Here is a 16,554-nt window from a genome sequence, read left to right on the forward strand (position 1 = left end):
CCCCGGGGGGGTGTTGTGGGTGTGGCGGCCCCCCCCGGGGGTTTTATTCGGGGGCTGGTGCTTCGGGGGCGGGGCGCCGCGGGCCGGGTGTTTTTGCGCGCCCGGGGGCCCCTGTTCGGGGGGAGGGTGCCGGGTTGCCCGGGATATCCGGGTCGCCCGGGTGGTACGGCCGGCGGCGCTGCGGCCGTCGGCGGTGCGGTCAGTGGCCGCGCAGGCCCTGATCGACGGCCGTCATCAGCTCGCCGTCGGCGGTGTCCGCGTCCAGGGACCAGAACATCGCGCCGCCGAGGCCCTCCTCACGGATGTAGCGGGTCTTGGCGCGCAGCACCTGCGGGTCGTCGTAGGTCCAGAGGGTGGAGCCGTCGAACAGCCAGGCGTGGCCGTCGCGCCGGTCGCGGAAGAGTCGGTAACTCCCGTTGTCCGCCAGCTGCTTCAGTTCCTTGTAGTCGGCGTACCCGGACGCCCACGCGGCCGGAGCCGGACCCGTCGCGGGCTGCCCCATGCCGTCCCCGCCGCCGCTCACGCCGGTCCAGCCCTGCCCGTAGAACGGCATGCCCATCACCAGCTTGTGCGCGGGCGCGCCGCGCCGCTCCCAGGCGTCCACCGTGCCCTCGACGCTGAAGTCGCCGCGGGCGCGCAGCGCGGACTGCTGGGACGTCTTCGGCTCTCCGGAGACGTGGAAGTCGTACCCCTGGAGGGTGACGAAGTCGAGGTCGCGCATGATCCGGCGGACGTCGAAGCCCGCGTCGATCTTGGCGGGGGCGGTCGGGACGAAGGCGGACAGCTCGTACGCGGACTTCCGCCGCTGGCTCCGGGCGTAGGCGTCGAGCTGCGTGCGGAACTCGCTCACCAGGGCCGCGAAATTCTTCTTGTCCTCGGGGCGGTAGGTGGTGTCGGTGTCACCTGCCGAGCCGGGCCATTCCCAGTCGATGTCGAACCCGTCGAAGATCCCGGCAGCCGCACCCGCGCCGCCGCGGGTGCCGTCCTGCGGGAGGTTTCCCTTGATGTACAGGTCGATGCAGGACGCGACGAGCGCCTTGCGGGAAGCCGGGGTGAGCGCGGCGTCCGAGAAGTGCGTGGACCAGCTCCAACCACCCAGCGAGAGGAGGACCTTGAGGCCGGGGTGTTTGGCCTTGAGCTCGCGCAGCTGGTTGAAGTTGCCGGCGAGCGGCTGCACCCAGTCGTCGGCGACGCCGTCCACGGAGTTCTCCGCGTCCAGCGGGCGGACGTAGTCGGCCCAGGCGTCAGCTTCACCGGGAACGTTCCCGGTGAAGCACTTCCCGTCCGCGCCGATGTTGCCGAAGGCGTAGTTGATGTGCGTGAGCTTGCTCGCGCTGCCGTTCTTCTCCAGGTCCTGGACTTGGAAGTCCCGTCCGTAGACGCCCCATTGGGTGAAGTAGCCGACCTTCTTGTACGAGCGGTCGCGCCCGGAGTCCGCGCGCCCGGAGTCCTCGTGGGCGGGAGCGAAGGCGGTCAGCAGGGAGAGGGAGCAGGCGGCAACGGCCAGCCTGGCGAGCATGCTGCGGCGCATGGGCTTCCTTACGGATGCGGTGAGTGGTGCCGGGGCACGTGCGCTGTGCATGCGGAAACTATTGGTCTGGACCAGGCGGGGTCAAGAGGTCGGCCGCGCCGCGGCGGCACCGGTCGACGTCGCCGTCGCGCAGCAGCGGCCGGATCCGGTCCAGCACCGCGTCCGTACGCGCGGCCACCTGCTCGAGCTGCTCGCCGGGATGAGCGGCGTCGCCGGGAACGACGCCGTCCCGCCACAAGTCCCACCCCGGCCTCGTCTCCTGGATCTGCTCAGTGGTCAGGCCCTCGCAGCCGCCGTAGTCCCACCACCCCGGATCGCTCCCCGGCTCCTGCCTGAGCGCCGGACGGGGCGCGCCCGGCAGGACACCGACCCGTCGGTCGACTCACCGCGTGAGAGGGCTTCTCAGCCGTTGACGTCGAGTGCCGTCCCGTACAGCCGGGACACCTTCAGCCGGATGACGACCCGGCGCTCGGCGACCAGCTGCTCCAAGAACGCGTCTTCGTCCTGTGGCTTCGCGGCCTGGGGCACCATCGCGAGCAGCTCTCGCCCGACCGCGTCCCCCGGTGTGGTCGTGATCCCGGATACGTCGGCCTCGCCCTCGGCGACGGCGAACGACCACACGTCGCCGCCCTGGACGTGCACGGACGCGCGCGGGTCACGCCGGAGCTGCCTGACCTTGACGCGGTCGGCGGTGGTGGAGAACCGCAGGACGCGCGCTCCGGCGTCCCAGGCGTAGAGCATGGTGGTGAGATGAGGGTGACCGCTGCTCTTGTTGGTGGCGAGGGTGCCGAACTGCTGGGTGCTCAGCAGTTCCGAGAGGGCGTCGTCGGACAGGGAGCGGGGTGCCGGGCCTTGAGTCATGACCTGCTCAACTCCCGTGTGTGCCTGGGCATTCCGTCCGGGCCGGGCGGCGACCTCGAAGCCGTCCGGCTGCTGTGCGCCGCGCACCCCGCGCGCCCCCGCGGCTCGCCGGAGCCCGGATCGTGCGGCGGGGCGCCGGCGCCGGCGAGCGGAGTCCGCCGCGCGTCGCCGTGGACCGGCCCGGCCGTCACCCGCGGACCGCCGACGTGCGCCGTACCCGCCCGACATTGCCCTGACCAGTGGCGAAGCCCTCGCTCCTCGACCGGCTCCGTTCCTCCGGACCTCGAATCCGCGAAGAATTTCCCCGCGACTGACCCCCGAATTCAGTGGATCTTCGGCGCTCGCCGTGACATGGTTGGTCTCGCCGAAGGGGTGTAGCTCAGCTGGTCAGAGCGCTGGTCTCCAAAACCAGATGTCGCAGGTTCGACTCCTGCCACCCCTGCCACGTAGAACAGCACGTGTGTGAAGAACGCCCAGGTGAGAGCCTTGCTCTCGTCTGGGCGTCGCTGTTTCCCCGATGGGTGCCCGCCCCCGTTCCGCGGGCCGGATACGGTCCTCGGCGTGCTGGAACGACCGGCCCGTCGCACCCTGGACCTATGGCCGATGAGGCGGAGATCGTCATCCATCCCGTATCGCCGCACGGCGGGCGGAAGGTGACCGCGCACGTGCTCGGCGTGGATGCGGACCTCGGGCGCGCCTTCACGGTGGCGGACGTCAGCGCGTTCCTGCGCCGTGCCGGCCTGGAGGGGGTCGACCTGTCCGAGGACGGGCCGATCCGCTGGGAGGGCGGCGGACCCGACGTGTGGGGAGGCGAGGCCGATGCGCAGGCCTGACAGACGGCAGCACTGGGGACCGCCTTCGGGACCGCCCCCCGAACTGCTCTTCTCGCCGGCCTGCGGGCCGCTGGACGGCGAACGCCGGACGGTCATCCTCGACTGGGCCGTGAACCAGTACGTCGCCAACGGCTGGTGGGTCGAGTCACGGTCCCCTTCGCAGGCCGTGCTCAGACGGGACCGCGAGGTCCATCACGCCCTGCACGCCCTTCTGGCCTTCCTCACCTGCCTGCTCTGGGCCCCCGTGTGGCTCGTCCTGGCGGCGGTGCGCAAGACGGAACGGGTCGTCCTCACGGTGGGCAAGACCGGCCACCTCCAGACGGTGCACGGCACGGGCTGAACCGCCCCCGCCGGGCCCGCGCGGGCGCGCGGCAACCCTCCCGTGGGGAGCCGGGAGGGAGATGCGCCCGGGAGGTTCCGGAGCCACACCATAGGCACGTGGATCCGGGGGCCGGTAGGCATATGACAGCGAAGATTCCGCATGGAACGGCCTCCCCGGGCCAGGGTGCGGCTCTGGCGGTGGTGGTGGCCGCCGGACGGCGCGGGCTGCCCCGTCCTTCGTTGATCATCTACCGGCCGGGGGGAGGTGGCGGTTAGGGTTCCCGAGGCACGGACGGTGTCGGAGGTGCGGGTGCTGCGCGGGGTGTTGGCGCTGCCCCCCGGTGAGAGGGACAGCAGTGCGGATCGAGCAGGCGACCGAGCGCGACGTGGACATCATCTCCGTGGTCCTCGGAGAGATCGCGGCTTATTACGGCGGGAAGCCGACTCCCGTCGACCCCGAGCAGATCCGGCGCGCCCTGTTCGGCGACCGGCCGGCCGCGACGGTCCTCCTGGCCCGCGATGACGACGGAGTGCTGGGCTTCGCCTCGTACACCTTCCTGTGGCCGGCGTCCGGCGCCGGTACCTCCCTGTTCCTGAAGGAGCTGTACGTCCGGGAGTCCGCCCGCCGCCGTGGCGTGGCGGGAGCGCTCATGGCGGACCTCAAGGCCGAGGCCGTCGCGGCCGGATGCTCGCGGGTCGAGTGGACGGCCGACACCGACAATCCGCCGGCTCTCGATTTCTACGAGGCGCTCGGTGCGGTGCCCCACGACGGAAAGGTCTTCTACCGGGTCGCGCTCCAGGACCGTTGATCACGGCATCACGCGGGCCCAGGACCAGGGTCAGGACCAGGCTCTGGTGCTGGTGCTGGTGCCTGTGTGGGAGCCGGTGCCTGTGGGGGAGCGGGGGCCGGGTCTGCGGGGCGGACCGGGCGGGTGACGAAGAGCCAGACGCACAGGCCGAGGCTCGCGAGGAAGCCGAAGACCAGGGCGGCGACGACGGCGCCGACGGGCACGGAGCAGCCCGAACCGGCGATTCCCATCGTCGTCACGACGCTCAGCAGGCACACGGTCACGATCGACAGTCCGCTCACCGCGATCGTCCGGGTGGCCCCGCCGCCGGTCACGCGGACCCTGTCCAGACCGGGACGGCCGTACGCCGCAAAGCCGAGGACGGATATGACGAGCACCAAGGACAACAGCAGGACGATGAGGGCGCCCAGCCAGCCGGGGGCCTTCCCGCCGTAGTACGCCTTGCCGTAGGCGTACGCGCCCTCCGACAGGAGCGCGAAGATCGGCAGGGGCGCGCACTGCCCGAGCAGGCGCCGCGCGTAGTGGACGGGGTCGTAGGGCAGGACACCCTCGACGAGCAGGACGGTGGCCAGGACGAGCAGGGCCGCGGCGACGGCGAAACCGACGCCGGCCACCACGTGCTCGAACAGTGCCCGGCCGTGGTTGTCTCCGTCGGCCGCGATGGCGCAGTAGGTGAGCGAGCTGAAGATCAGCCCGAGCAGGGCCGAGAGCAGCGCGGGAAGGGCTTGGCCGAGCGCTTCCTGCCGGCGCCCCGTGGGCACGCCCTCGCCGAGATAGTGGGAAATGACGATGAAGACCGCCGTGAGCGCGAATCCGGCCAGTACACCGGAGAGTTGAGAGTAGAGCTCGGCGACCGACTGCACGTCGAGGGTCGGGGGGTTGCACGCCATCGGCTGCTCCGGGATAGGCGACGAGACACATCGTACGCCCGGGCAGGCCCCTGCGCCGAGCGGTTTGAGGGCTTCCCGGTGCGAGTGAGCGGAATGCGCAGAGGAGTGAAGTGCCCTTCTCTGTGAGGAAGTTGGGCTCGCGTCATGGGCGAAGGGCAGACGGTTCGGTTCCGCCCCGCCGGGCGCTGTCCCCCGTGGGGGTCCGGTGGGGCGGAACCGCTCACCCGCAGCCCTGCAGCATCCCCGCATGTAGGAACCGCTGGTTGATGCACCCATGGTCGGACACGCCACTGACAACGGGACTTCGACGCCGGTCGTCCGCTCCCGCTCGCCCAGCGGCTGGTCGGCGATTCCCCTCGGCAGCATCGCCCTCGGCAGCATCGCCCCGGCGTTGTCGGCCCCGGCCGATGGTGATCGTCCGTCTGGCAGACTGGGACGAGCTATCCAGGCGGTGCAGGACAGGAAACCGGTGTGAATCCGGTGCGGTCCCGCCACTGTGACCGGCCCTCCCGTGGGGGAGCCGGGAGTCAGACACTGACGCACCGCCTTTCGGTTCGACCAGGGGACGCGGATCCCCCGGAGAGGCTTCGCCATGTCGTCGTACCCCCGCGCCCTCCTGCGCGCGCTCGTGCCCGTCTCGCTCGTGATGTCCGTGACCGCCTGCGGAGGATCGCCCGGAGCGAAGGACGCGGAAGCCGGGGCGCCCGCAGCCCCCGGGTATCCGTACACCGTCACCAACTGCGGTGTCAGCAGCACCTACCAGGCACCGCCGCGGCGCGCGGTCGCGATGAACCAGCACGCCACCGAGCTCCTCCTCGCCCTCGGGCTGCAGGAGAGGATGGCCGGGACCGCCTACCTCGACGACGCCGTCCTGCCCGACTACCGGCCCGCGTACGACAAGATCAAGGTGCTGGCGAAGGAGTACCCCTCCAAGGAGGTCCTCCTCGGCGCCAACCCCGATTTCGTGTACGGGGGTTACTCCAGTGCCTTCGACAAGGCGCAGGGCCGGGACCGCGAGGGGCTCGCGAAGAGCGGTATCAACTCCCGCCTCAGCGTGGAGTACTGCACCGAAGGGCCCGTCGGGCTGGACCAGCTCAAGACCGAGATCACCGAGGTGGCCCGGACCTTCGGGGTGCCCGAGCGCGGCGAGGAGCTCATCGCGCGGGAGCAGCGCCGCATCGACGCCGTCACCGGACGGGTGAAGGACAAGGCCAAGCCGTCGGTCTTCGCCTACGACTCCGGCGACGCCTCCGCCTTCACCTCGGGAGGAAACGGCATCGGCAACGAGATCGTCTCGCTGGCGGGCGGGACGAACGTGTTCGCCGACCTCAAGGACACCTTCGGTGACGTGTCGTGGGAAAAGGTCATCGAGCGGAAGCCCGAGGTCGTCCTCATCTACGACTACGGCGGCACCACCGTCGAAGCCAAGAAGCAGCGCCTGTTGAACGACCCGGCGCTCGCGCAGGTTCCCGCCGTCAAGAACCAGCGGTTCGTCGTGCTCCCGCTGTCTTCCGCCGTACTCGGCGTGCGCGTGGCCGACGCCGTCGAATCCCTGGGTGCCCAGCTGCATCCCGACGCCGCGTGAGGCGCCGGCTCGCCCGCGCGCTCACCCGTACACCGGTCGTCCTGGCCGTACTCGCCTCCGCACTGGTGGTGTCGGCGGTGGCCGGGCTGGCCCTCGGGCCGGTCCGGATCCCCCCGGGCCAGGTGCTCGACCTCGTGCTCGGCGGACCGGGACCGGGCCGAGGCGCGTTCGCGGCCATCGTGTGGGACGTCCGGATGCCGCGCGTGCTGCTTGGAGCCGTCGTCGGCGCCGGGCTCGCCGTCTGCGGCACCGTGCTGCAGGCCCTCGTCCGCAACCCGCTCGCCGACCCCTTCCTGCTCGGAGCCTCCTCCGGGGCCTCGGCCGGGGCGGTGCTGGTGATCGTATGCGGCGCCGGGTTCCTCGGATGGGCGGGCGGGGCGGCCCTGCCGCTCGCCGCCTTCGCCGGGTCGATGGGCGCGCTCGTCGCCGTCTACGCGATGGCCCGGCGCGGCGGCGCGATGACCACGGGCCGGCTGATCCTCGCCGGGGTCGCCGTCCAGTACGTCCTCTCCGCCCTGACGAGCCTGGTCCTGGTGCTGGCCGCGCACCCCGACCAGATGCGCAGCGTGCTGTTCTGGACCCTGGGAGGCCTCGGCGGGGCCCGCTGGGGCGAACTGGCCCTGCCCGCCGCCGCACTGCTCGTCGGCACCGGCCTGCTCATCGCCCTGGCCCGGCCGCTCGACCTGCTGCTCGCGGGGGAGGAGGGCGCGCACACGCTCGGCCTGGACACCGGCCGGTTCCGCGCCGTCGTCTTCGTCCTCACCTCGCTCGTCATCGGGGTGCTGGTGGCCTCCAGCGGGGCGATCGGCTTCGTCGGGCTGATGGTTCCGCACGCCGCCCGGATGATCGTCGGCGCCGGGCACCGGTCGCTGCTGCCCGTCGCCGCGCTCGGCGGCGCGGTGTTCCTGACCCTGGCCGACCTGGCCGCCCGTACCGCGGCCGCGCCGGAGGAGATCCCCGTCGGCGTGGTCACCGCGCTCGTCGGCGGGCCGTTCTTCCTGTGGATGCTGCGACGGTCCACCCGTACGGAGGGGATCGCGGGATGACGGCGCGTCCGGTGGAACTCGCCGTCGAGGCGCTGCGTTACGAGATCGACGGGCAGCCGCTGCTGCACGGGATCGACCTCACCGCCCGCCCCGGCGAGACGGTCGGCGTGGTCGGCCCCAACGGCAGCGGCAAGACGACGCTGCTGCGCTGCGTCTACGGCGCCCTGCGCCCGAGCGCCGGGCGCGTGGTGCTCGACGGGACGGACGCGGCCTCGCTCAGCGTGAAGGACCGCGCGCGGCGGGTGGCGGTCGTGCCCCAGGACGCGGCCGGAGCCTTCGGGCTGACCGTGCGCGACGTGGTGGCCATGGGGCGCAGCCCGCACAAGCGCTTCTGGGCGCAGGACGGCCCCGAGGACGTACGTCGCGTCGCCGGGGCCCTGGACACCGTCGGCGCGGGCGTCCTCGCCGGGCGCCGGTTCGACGAGCTCTCGGGCGGAGAGCGTCAGCGCGCCCTGGTGGCTCGCGCCCTCGTCCAGGACCCGGGTCTCCTCGCCCTGGACGAACCGACGAACCACCTGGACATCCGCTACCAGCTGGACATCCTGGGGCTGGTCCGCGACCTGCCCGCCACCGCGCTCCTGGTCCTGCACGATCTCAACCTCGCGGCGCTGTACTGCGACCGCGTGTACGTCCTGGCGGGCGGCCGCGTCGCGGCCTCGGGCACGCCCGCGGAGGTGCTGACGGAAGCCCTGCTGGCGGAGGTGTACGGGGTCCGCACCCGCATCGGGCCCCACCCGACGACGGGTGCGCCGCACATCGTCTACCTGCCGCGGGAGGGGAAACGGCCAGGACGGGGCTGAGGACGCCGCGGGCACCCGCGGCGTCCTCGCGCCCTCCTCGCTATTCCTTGAAACCGCCGTACGGGCGGGTGATCAGTTCCATCCCGTGGCCCGAGGGGTCCGTGAAGTAGACGCCGCGGCCGCCGTCGTTGTGGTTGATCTCGCCGGGACGCAGGCCGTGCGGGTCGGCGTAATAGGTGAGCCTGGCCCGTTCGATCTTCGCGAAGGCCTCGTCGAACTCGGCCTCGGAGACCAGGAACGCGTAGTGCTGCGCGGTGATGGACTCGGCCGGGACGGTCGCGAAGTCCAGGGTGACGCCGTTGGCGGTGTCGATGGGGATGAAGGGGCCCCAGGGGGCCCCGACCTCGAGTCCCAGGATGTACGCCAGGAATTCGGCGGACTCCCGGTGGTCACGGGAGGGGATGATCGTGTGGTTCAGCTGGATCGCCATGGTTGGATGCCTCCGAAAGGCATGTCCCGGCACCTCCATGTCTCACCCGGTCGGTGACCGACACGCGATGCCGCGACATGATCCTAAACACCCCTTGTGGGTGGAGTCCAGTGGGTTCGGGCGGACCGGCCGGACTCACGAGCCCGCCCCTAACTGCCGTAGACCGCCTTCACGTTGTCCTGCGCCGGATGTGTCCGTCCCGCCGGGCCGGCCGCGAAGACGCGCAGCAGGTTCTCGGTCACCTTGGTGGTCAGGGCGCCCGAGCGCGCGTCCAGTCCGTGGTTGGCTCCGCTGCTGCCGTCGCCCGTCGCGTCGAGGGCCTCCACCCAGCGCATGGTTCCGGTGGCGAAGACGCCCGCGCCGCTCGGCACGGTGTAGTACGCCGTGTCCTGGTGGCTGGGGCGACCCTCGCAGACCACGGGGGAGTGGGCCAGGATCTCGATCGGGCGGGGGGTCGGGAATCCGGTGTTGACCTTGTCGTATTCCACGCCGACGAGGTGCGCGAAGCGGTCGCCCGCCTTCGCCGCGGTGCCCTCGAAGAGCCAGTGGCCCGGGTTGGTCACGACGTAGGGGGCGTCCACCGGGTAGCCGTCGTAGATCACGCCGAGCAGGGAGCTCTCCGGGTCCGCGGCGGGCGGGGAGCGGAAGTCGACGGTGGCCGGATGACCGCGCTTGAAGCCGGGGTCCTGCTCGTAGGAGGACTTGTAGCAGACCAGCGTGCGGTCCGGTCCGAGGTCGGAGGCCTCCAGCCGGATCCGGCGGTAGCAGCAGTTCGCGCCGAGGATCGCGATGTTGGTGCCGGCGTCCCGGGCGGCCGTGAAGTGGGCGCGCTGCTCCGGCGACCAGTATTCGTCGTGCCCGAGCGAAAGCACCGCCGACGCACCGTCGAGGAGCCGCTTCTCCCGGGCCACGTCGGTGGTGGTCGTGTACGCGAGGGGTATGCCGAGCCGCTCGGCGAGCGCGAGCAGCGGAGCCTCGTAGACGAGGAACAGGCCCGCGCCGTCGTCGTACTCGTAGGGACGGTCGAAGGTCACGGCCAGCGAGCGCGAGGCGTACCCGCCGCTGGGCCCGTCGTAGCTGCCGTAGCCGCCCCACCGGTTGTACGCCTGCCAGGTGGCCACCGCGTTGACGACGACGGTACGTCCGGCCGTGGCGGCGGACCGCACGGTGACGGGGACGAACCGCTGGCCCTCGCCGCCCTGCGCGTCGAGCCGCAGCAGGTAGCAGCCCTCGGGCCAGTCCTTGGTCTCGACGGTGGCGCTGCGGGTCCACCGGGTGCGGACCATGCGCGTCGCCGAGTCCACGGTGTGGTCGGGCTGACGCACGCCGGGCAGCGCTTCGGAGCGCCAGACCAGGCGGGCGCGGGCGCCGCCGTACCAGCCCATGCGGTAGGCGGAGACGGTGAACCGGGGCGCGGTGGTGGAGACGTGCAGGCCGAAGGACTCGCCGGGCAGGACGCTGACCTGGTCGGCGAAGCCCTCGATGGCCCGCGCCGGACCGGCCTTGGTCACGTGCCAGTCGGCATGGCCCGGCCGGGCGTTCTCGGCCTTGACGTCGAGGCCGTGCGGCCCGTCCTTCTGCGGCGAGCCGGACGGCTTCGGGCTCTGGCCCGGACCGGCCCCGTCCGTCCCCGCGGTGTCCCCGTTGGCGCAGCCGGACACGGCCGCCAGCCCGGCGGCGGTGGCCGCCGCCCCCGTCGCCAGGGCGAGGAACCGCCGCCTGCCCGCGCCTTCGCCGTCCCCGGTTATGTGCTCCTGATCCATGGAGGGCACGTTATGTCACCCCGTGGCCTGTGCATCTACCGCCCCGCTCCGGGCTCCGGGATCACGCCGGCCGGACCACCACCTCCTGGGAGGCTCCGGCCAGGGAGCTCAGATCGCCGAACCCGAGCTGGAGGCGTGTCCCGGTGGACGCCGAGACCAGGCTCGCCGCCGGGGACAGCACCTGGGTGACGGGCCTGTTCCACGTCACGCTCAGCGAGGTCAGCGTCCGGGCCGGGTCCGAGACGCAGAGCACCGCCGTGCCGTCGCCGCGCTCCCGCACCGTCACCGAACAGGGCGCGCTCACCTGCAGCGAGCCGACCGTCCCGCCCTGCCAGAAGGTGACCCCGGTGAAGCCGACGGAGCCGACCGCCACACCCTGGGCGGCCGTGCCGTTGGCGAGCACCGTGAGCCATCCCGGCGCGGCGGCCCGGGCCGAGGTCTGGGCCGCCGTGGCCCCCGGCATCATCTGGTAGACGTAACTCCCGCCGGTCGGATCCGTTCCGTGGTCGTACCAGAGGGTCAGATAGCGCCGGGTCAGGGCCGTGGTGGAAGCGTTCCGGTTGATGTCGCTCCACCTGCCGACGCGGGCCTCCCGCAGCGCCCTGAACGTTCCCGTGCCCGACATCACGTACCCGCCGAAGCCCGCCAGGTGGGCCCAGCCGGGGCCGGGGAAGGACGCGCTCCAGCCCAGCGTGCCCGGCTGGAGCGCGCCGCCGACGGTCAGCGCGTGGGTGCCGGCCGCGCCCAGGTTCCGGTTGTCGATGACCGAGTCGACGGCGGTGCCGTCCGTGGCGGCGATGCCGGCGCCCAGGCAGACCACGGTGTCGTCGAGGAAGAACCACGACTTGCGCGCCGTGAGCGTGCTCCCCGGCCCCTTCAGGTGCTGGCCCACCGAGGCGAACTCCCCGTCGGTCGTGCCGCCCACCCACGTCGCATCCGGCCGCGAGGCCCCCCAGTCGCCGCCCGCGCCGTCGGCGAGCACCTTGCGCGACACCGTGGTCCCGGGCAGCCGGTACGGATCGACCGTGGGCCAGAAGGCGTCCGCGTACTGGCCGTTCCCGGAGGCGGAACCCCACCAGCAGAGCATGCCGCTGCCGGTGTGCCAGCCGCGCAGGTTCTCGCCGTTGCCCGTCTCGTAGTGGGTGATCCGCTTCGACGCCATGGACAGCGAGGCCGCCCAGGCCGGCCGCCGGTGCACGGCACGGCCCATCGACGGGAACTGCCGGTGCGCCACCGGCTCGGCCTCGGCCGTGACCGAGGCGTCCGCCGCCACCGCCGAGAGCCGGGCCAGCGCGGACAGGGGCTGCGTCATGTCAGCGAGCGGGGGGCTGTAGTAGTCCCGCACCGCCCATCCCTTCACCAGCCCTCGCCAGCGGGTCCGTTCGGCGCTGCCCGCGCCCTCGGAGAGCAGCAGGATCGCGGCGAGTACGGAGTGCCCGCGCGTGTGGTCGTCCTGCTGCACCTGCAGGGGATCGGCCACTTGGACGCCCCGGCTCGGGGCACGCCCCGACACCGCGTCCATCACCAGTCCGTTGAACAGGAACGGTGCCCACGCGTGCTCGACCGCGTCGAAGACGATCTGGGAGCCCGGATCGGTCACCTCCCACGCCGTGCCCTTCAACAGGCCGAACAGCATGCCCAGTCCGCCGAGCAGGACCGAGCCGTACGAGCCGGTGTAGGCGACGTAGGAGTGCTGGATGAAGGAGCCGTCACGGTAGAGCCCGTCGCCGGCCGTGACGAACGGGAAGACCGGCGAGAGGGCGTCCCTGGCCAGGGCGATCTTCGCGTCGACCCCGCCGACCACCCCGCGCAGGGCCAGCACCCGGCAGAGGTCCACCCGGTTCGCTCCGGTGCTGGTCCCCGTGTAGGAGGCCACGGCGGAGTCCGGCACGAAGTGGTCCACGGCGGCGCAGTAGTCGGCGAGCCGGGCGGCCGGGATCTGGCCGTACAACAGGACACAGATGTCGAGCAGGGCCTGCGGAGCGCCGATCTGCCAGCACCACCAGTTGCCGTACCGCACCCGGGAGGCGTTGTAGACCTGGGCGTGCAGGTGGTCCAGTCCTGTCAGCAGGGCCGTACGCAGCCCGGCGTCACCGGTGAGCCCGGTACCGGGCCGGACGTACGCCTCCGCCATGGTTCTGAGCCGGTAGTAGCTCTGGGCCATCCACTCGGGATCCGTGGTGAAGACCTGGCCGGGCCAGAGCGAACCGGTGGCCGGAGCCATCGAGGCCTGCCACTGGCCGGCCTGCGCGCCCAGCTTCGTCAGCCGGGTCCGGAACGGCTCCGCGGTGGCGGAGAACCCGCCACCCAGGACGAGGCCTTGCCACACCGTCCGCATGGCGTCGTGAACCGAGGTGACCGTCCCGGCGATCGCCTGGTGGGCCGGTGAGCCGATGAGAACCACACTTCCGCCCACCGCCGTGAGAAAGGCACGGCGGCTCCACACATCTGTCATCGCAGTCTCCTTCGACCGAAACGCTTCCCGTTCCCCTTGGCCCCCGTGCCCTCTGCCCCGCCCCGTGCTTCCCCGCGCCCGCCCCCGGTACCGCTCCGCCGCCGCGTCCGCACCCTCACGCGACGTGCTCGCGGTAGCGGTCGATCACCTCCCCCAGCACCTCTTCGCCGTCCCGGGCCCAGAGCCCCGGATGGAAGATCTCCACTTCCACCGGACCCCGGTACCCGGCGGCATCGGTCAGCTCCCGGAAAGCCCGCAGATCGATCGAGCCGTCGCCCAGCTGTCCCCGGCCGAGCAGGACGCCCTCGGGCAGCGGCGTCACCCAGTCGGCGACCTGGACGGACACGATCCGCCCCGCCCCGCCCGCCCGCCGCAGGTCGGAGGACAGCCGTTCGTCCCACCACAGGTGGTAGGAGTCGACGACCACCCCCACCTGTGACGCCGGGAACAGCTCGGCGAGGTCCAGGGCCTGACCGAGGGTGGACACCACACAGCGGTCCGCCGCGTACATCGGGTGCAGCGGCTCGATCCCCAGACGCACCCCGTGCGCCGCGGCGTACGGAGCCAGCTCGCCCAGGATGTCGGCGATGCGCAGCCGGGCCCCCGGCAGATCCCGGTCCCCGTCCGGCAGACCGCCCGAGACCAGGACCAGCGCGTCGGCCCCCAGCTCGGCGGCTTCCTCCACGGCCCGGCGGTTGTCCTCCAGCGCGGCCGAACGCCCCGCCCGGTCGGCGGCGGTGAAGAAGCCGCCCCGGCACAGCGAGCTGACCCGCAGCCCGGCCCCGGCGACCAGCTTCGCGGTCTCCCGCACCCCGAACCGCCGCACCGGATCGCGCCACAGTCCCACCGCGCCGACTCCGGCCGCCGTGCACCCGGCGACCAGCTCGGGCAGCGACCACTGGCGGATCGTCTCCTGGTTCAGGCTGAACCGGGCCGGCGCCGGCGCCCGGCTCACGACGCCACCCCGTGCAGGGCGAGCAACTGGCGCATCCGGGCCTCGGCGAGCTCCGGATCGGGGAACAGACCGAGATTGTCGGCCAGTTCGTAGGCGGTTGCCAGGTGGGGGAGCGACCTGGCCGCGTGCAGGCCCCCCACCATCGTGAAGTGCTCCTGGTGGCCCGCCAGCCAGGCCAGCAGGACGACGCCCGTCTTGTAGAACCGGGTGGGTGGTGCGAACAGGTGCCGTGAGAGTGCCACGGTGGGATCCAGGAGTTCCCGGAACCCCGCCAGGTCGTCCTGGTCGAGGGCGATCGCGGCCCGCGCCGCGATCGGGGCGATCGGATCGAAGATCCCCAGGAGGGCGTCGCTGGACAGCTCCCCGTCACCGGCGATCAGCTCCGGATAGTGGAAGTCGTCGCCCGTGTAGCAGCGCACGCCCGCCGGCAGCCGGCGCCGGATGTCCACCTCACGCCCCGCGTCGAGCAGCGAGACCTTGATTCCGTCGACCTTCTCCGGACACTCGGAGACGATCTTCAGGAAGACGTCCGTGGCCTCGTCCAGATCCTCGTGCCCCCAGTACCCCTCCAGGGCGGGGTCGAACATCGGGCCAAGCCAGTGGAGCACCACCGGCCGGGCGCTCTGACGCAGCAGGGTGCCGTAGACCTCGAGATAGTCCTCCGGGCCGCGTGCCGTCGCCGCCAGGGCGCGCGAGGCCATCAGCACGGCCCCCGACCCGCAGGCCTCGACGTGCGCCAGCTGCTCCTCGTACGCCGCGGTGACGGCGGCCAGGGAATGGACCCTGTCCGGGGCCAGCTGGTCGCTCCCCGCGCCGCAGACGATCCGGCCGCCCACCGACCGGGCCTCGGCGGCCGACCGGCGGATCAGCTCCGCGGCGACCGGCCAGTCCAGGCCCATGCCGCGCTGCGCCGTGTCCATGGCCTCGGCCACCCCGAGGCCCTGGGACCACAGCCGGCGCCGGAAGGCCAGCGTGGTCTCCCAGTCGATCACCGGCTCCGCGTCGGCGGAGGCGGCGAGCGGATCGGCGACTACGTGCGCGGCCGCATAGAAGGCGCGGCTGCGGGCGGGACCGCGGCTCAGCGGCGCCAGCGGAACGGACGCCGGGGTGTGGAGGCGGAACCCGCCGTCCACCGACGGAAGCCGGATGCTCACAGCGCCACCTCCGGTACCGCGAGCCGTCGGCCCTGCGCGCAGGAGCGCAGTCCGAGGTCGGCCAGCTGCACCCCGCGGGCCCCCGCCAGCAGGTCCCACCGCCAGGGCTCGTCCAGGACGACATGGCGCAGGAACAGTTCCCACTGGGCCTTGAAGCCGTTGTCGGCGGGGCTGTTGTCCGGAACCTCCTGCCACTGGTCACGGAACCGCTCGGTCAGGGGCAGGTCGGGGTTCCACACCGGCTTCGGCGTCGCCGCGCGGTGCTGGGTCCGGCAGCCGCGCAGCCCGGCGACCGCCGAGCCGTGCGTTCCGTCGACCTGGAACTCCACCAGTTCGTCGCGGTGGACCCGGACCGCCCAGGAGGAGTTGATCTGCGCGACCGCCCCGCCCTCCAGCTCGAAGATCCCGTACGCCGCGTCGTCGGCCGTGGCCTCGTAGGGTTTGCCCTCCTCGTCCCAGCGGCGGCCGATGTGGGTGCGCGTCAGCGCCTGCACGGTGCGGACCCGCCCGAACAGCTCGTGGAGCAGGTACTCCCAGTGCGGGAACATGTCGGCGACGATGCCGCCGCCGTCCTGCGTCCGGTAGTTCCACGAGGGCCGCTGGGCGGGCTGCCAGTCGCCTTCGAACACCCAGTAGCCGAACTCCCCGCGCACGGAGAGGATCTCGCCGAAGAAGCCGCCGTCGATGAGCCGCTTGAGCTTCAGCAGGCCCGGCAGGAACAGCTTGTCCTGCACCACTCCGTGTTTGATCCCGGCCGCCTCGGCCAGCCGGGCCAGCTCCAGCGAGGACTCGAAGGTCAGGGCGGTCGGCTTCTCGCAGTACACGTGCTTGCCGGCCGCCACGGCCTGCCGCACGGCCGCCTCGCGGGCGCTGGTGACCTGCGCGTCGAAGTAGATCTCGACCTCGGGATCGGCCAGCACGGCGGTCAGGTCCGTGCTGACGTGTTCCAGTCCGTGCCGCTCGGCGATGGCCCGCAGGGCCGCCTCGCGGCGCCCGACCAGCACCGGCTCCGGCCACAGCACGGAGCCGTCGCCGAGATCGAAACCCGGGGCCGCAGGCCGCGCGCCCACGGGCGGGGGCCCCGGGGGGGGGGGTACGCACACACCCCGGGGCCCAGGGAA

16 protein-coding genes, 1 tRNA gene and 1 riboswitch are annotated in these 16,554 nt (G+C 72.4%); of the genes, 7 read left to right on the forward strand and 10 right to left on the reverse strand.

Annotation, left to right across the window (positions count from 1 at the left end; genetic code table 11):
- Nucleotides 1-199: 199 nt before the first annotated feature.
- Genes ACWF9Z_RS00650 through ACWF9Z_RS00660 form a run of 3 tightly spaced genes read right to left on the reverse strand, consistent with a single transcriptional unit; the run spans nucleotide 200 to nucleotide 2,392 of the window.
- Complete coding sequence (locus ACWF9Z_RS00650; protein WP_453595981.1) at nucleotides 200-1,531, reverse strand: glycoside hydrolase family 18 protein; 1,332 nt, start codon at nucleotides 1,529-1,531, stop codon at nucleotides 200-202.
- A gap of 58 nt (nucleotides 1,532-1,589) precedes the next feature.
- A complete protein-coding gene (locus ACWF9Z_RS00655; protein WP_453596523.1) occupies nucleotides 1,590-1,892 on the reverse strand; it encodes a histidine phosphatase family protein in 303 nt (100 codons plus the stop codon).
- 41 nt (nucleotides 1,893-1,933) lie between these two features.
- Complete coding sequence (locus tag ACWF9Z_RS00660) at nucleotides 1,934-2,392, reverse strand: PPOX class F420-dependent oxidoreductase (RefSeq protein ID WP_453595982.1); 459 nt, start codon at nucleotides 2,390-2,392, stop codon at nucleotides 1,934-1,936.
- A gap of 368 nt (nucleotides 2,393-2,760) precedes the next feature.
- Between ACWF9Z_RS00660 and ACWF9Z_RS00665 the strand changes: the two genes are divergently transcribed.
- The 4 genes from ACWF9Z_RS00665 (at nucleotide 2,761) to ACWF9Z_RS00680 (ending at nucleotide 4,355) form a co-directional block, all read left to right on the forward strand.
- Nucleotides 2,761-2,837 (forward strand) — tRNA-Trp (locus ACWF9Z_RS00665).
- Between the two features lie 151 nt (nucleotides 2,838-2,988).
- Complete coding sequence (locus tag ACWF9Z_RS00670) at nucleotides 2,989-3,225, forward strand: hypothetical protein (protein WP_453595984.1); 237 nt, start codon at nucleotides 2,989-2,991, stop codon at nucleotides 3,223-3,225.
- Entirely contained in the window at nucleotides 3,212-3,565 is a 354-nt protein-coding gene (locus ACWF9Z_RS00675) for a hypothetical protein (protein WP_453595985.1), read from the forward strand. Before ACWF9Z_RS00670 ends, ACWF9Z_RS00675 begins: the two co-directional genes overlap by 14 nt.
- A 337-nt stretch (nucleotides 3,566-3,902) precedes the next feature.
- Entirely contained in the window at nucleotides 3,903-4,355 is a 453-nt protein-coding gene (locus ACWF9Z_RS00680; protein ID WP_453595987.1) for an N-acetyltransferase family protein, read from the forward strand.
- A gap of 8 nt (nucleotides 4,356-4,363) precedes the next feature.
- On the opposite strand, the gene ACWF9Z_RS00685 is transcribed toward ACWF9Z_RS00680, so the two are convergent.
- A complete protein-coding gene (locus ACWF9Z_RS00685; RefSeq protein ID WP_453595989.1) occupies nucleotides 4,364-5,245 on the reverse strand; it encodes a hypothetical protein in 882 nt (293 codons plus the stop codon).
- A gap of 459 nt (nucleotides 5,246-5,704) precedes the next feature.
- Nucleotides 5,705-5,782: riboswitch (cobalamin riboswitch) on the forward strand.
- A 55-nt stretch (nucleotides 5,783-5,837) separates the two neighbouring features.
- Here ACWF9Z_RS00685 and ACWF9Z_RS00690 point away from each other — a divergent pair.
- From ACWF9Z_RS00690 to ACWF9Z_RS00700, 3 genes are read left to right on the forward strand one after another with little or no spacing between them, the layout of a single operon-like run.
- Entirely contained in the window at nucleotides 5,838-6,830 is a 993-nt protein-coding gene (locus ACWF9Z_RS00690; protein ID WP_453595991.1) for an ABC transporter substrate-binding protein, read from the forward strand.
- Nucleotides 6,827-7,876 (forward strand): FecCD family ABC transporter permease, encoded by a 1,050-nt coding sequence (locus tag ACWF9Z_RS00695; protein WP_453595993.1) that lies wholly within the window; start codon nucleotides 6,827-6,829, stop codon nucleotides 7,874-7,876. The genes ACWF9Z_RS00690 and ACWF9Z_RS00695 overlap by 4 nt, the downstream gene beginning before the upstream one ends.
- The gene (locus tag ACWF9Z_RS00700; RefSeq protein ID WP_453595995.1) at nucleotides 7,873-8,676 is read left to right on the forward strand and encodes an ABC transporter ATP-binding protein; all 804 of its coding nucleotides are present in this window, start codon (nucleotides 7,873-7,875) and stop codon (nucleotides 8,674-8,676) included. The genes ACWF9Z_RS00695 and ACWF9Z_RS00700 overlap by 4 nt, the downstream gene beginning before the upstream one ends.
- Nucleotides 8,677-8,716: 40 nt before the next feature.
- Here ACWF9Z_RS00700 and ACWF9Z_RS00705 read toward each other — a convergent pair whose 3' ends face one another.
- The 6 genes from ACWF9Z_RS00705 to ACWF9Z_RS00730 all read right to left on the reverse strand — a co-directional run bounded on the left by ACWF9Z_RS00705 (nucleotide 8,717) and on the right by ACWF9Z_RS00730 (nucleotide 16,503).
- On the reverse strand, nucleotides 8,717-9,106 hold the full coding sequence (locus ACWF9Z_RS00705) for a VOC family protein (RefSeq protein WP_453595997.1): 390 nt from the start codon (nucleotides 9,104-9,106) through the stop codon (nucleotides 8,717-8,719).
- A 149-nt stretch (nucleotides 9,107-9,255) separates the two neighbouring features.
- A complete protein-coding gene (locus tag ACWF9Z_RS00710; RefSeq protein WP_453595999.1) occupies nucleotides 9,256-10,869 on the reverse strand; it encodes a N,N-dimethylformamidase beta subunit family domain-containing protein in 1,614 nt (537 codons plus the stop codon).
- Nucleotides 10,870-10,930: 61 nt separating this feature from the next.
- Entirely contained in the window at nucleotides 10,931-13,324 is a 2,394-nt protein-coding gene (locus tag ACWF9Z_RS00715; protein ID WP_453596001.1) for a polysaccharide lyase 8 family protein, read from the reverse strand.
- 115 nt (nucleotides 13,325-13,439) lie between these two features.
- On the reverse strand, nucleotides 13,440-14,279 hold the full coding sequence (locus tag ACWF9Z_RS00720; RefSeq protein WP_453596003.1) for a sugar phosphate isomerase/epimerase family protein: 840 nt from the start codon (nucleotides 14,277-14,279) through the stop codon (nucleotides 13,440-13,442).
- The gene (locus tag ACWF9Z_RS00725) at nucleotides 14,276-15,433 is read right to left on the reverse strand and encodes a dihydrodipicolinate synthase family protein (protein ID WP_453596005.1); all 1,158 of its coding nucleotides are present in this window, start codon (nucleotides 15,431-15,433) and stop codon (nucleotides 14,276-14,278) included. The genes ACWF9Z_RS00720 and ACWF9Z_RS00725 overlap by 4 nt, the downstream gene beginning before the upstream one ends.
- Nucleotides 15,430-16,503 carry a Gfo/Idh/MocA family protein gene (locus ACWF9Z_RS00730; protein ID WP_453596007.1) on the reverse strand — a complete coding sequence of 358 codons (1,074 nt, stop codon included), beginning with the start codon at nucleotides 16,501-16,503 and terminating at the stop codon, nucleotides 15,430-15,432. The genes ACWF9Z_RS00725 and ACWF9Z_RS00730 overlap by 4 nt, the downstream gene beginning before the upstream one ends.
- Nucleotides 16,504-16,554: the final 51 nt, after the last annotated feature.

The organism is Streptomyces sp. NPDC054961, assembly GCF_053609145.1.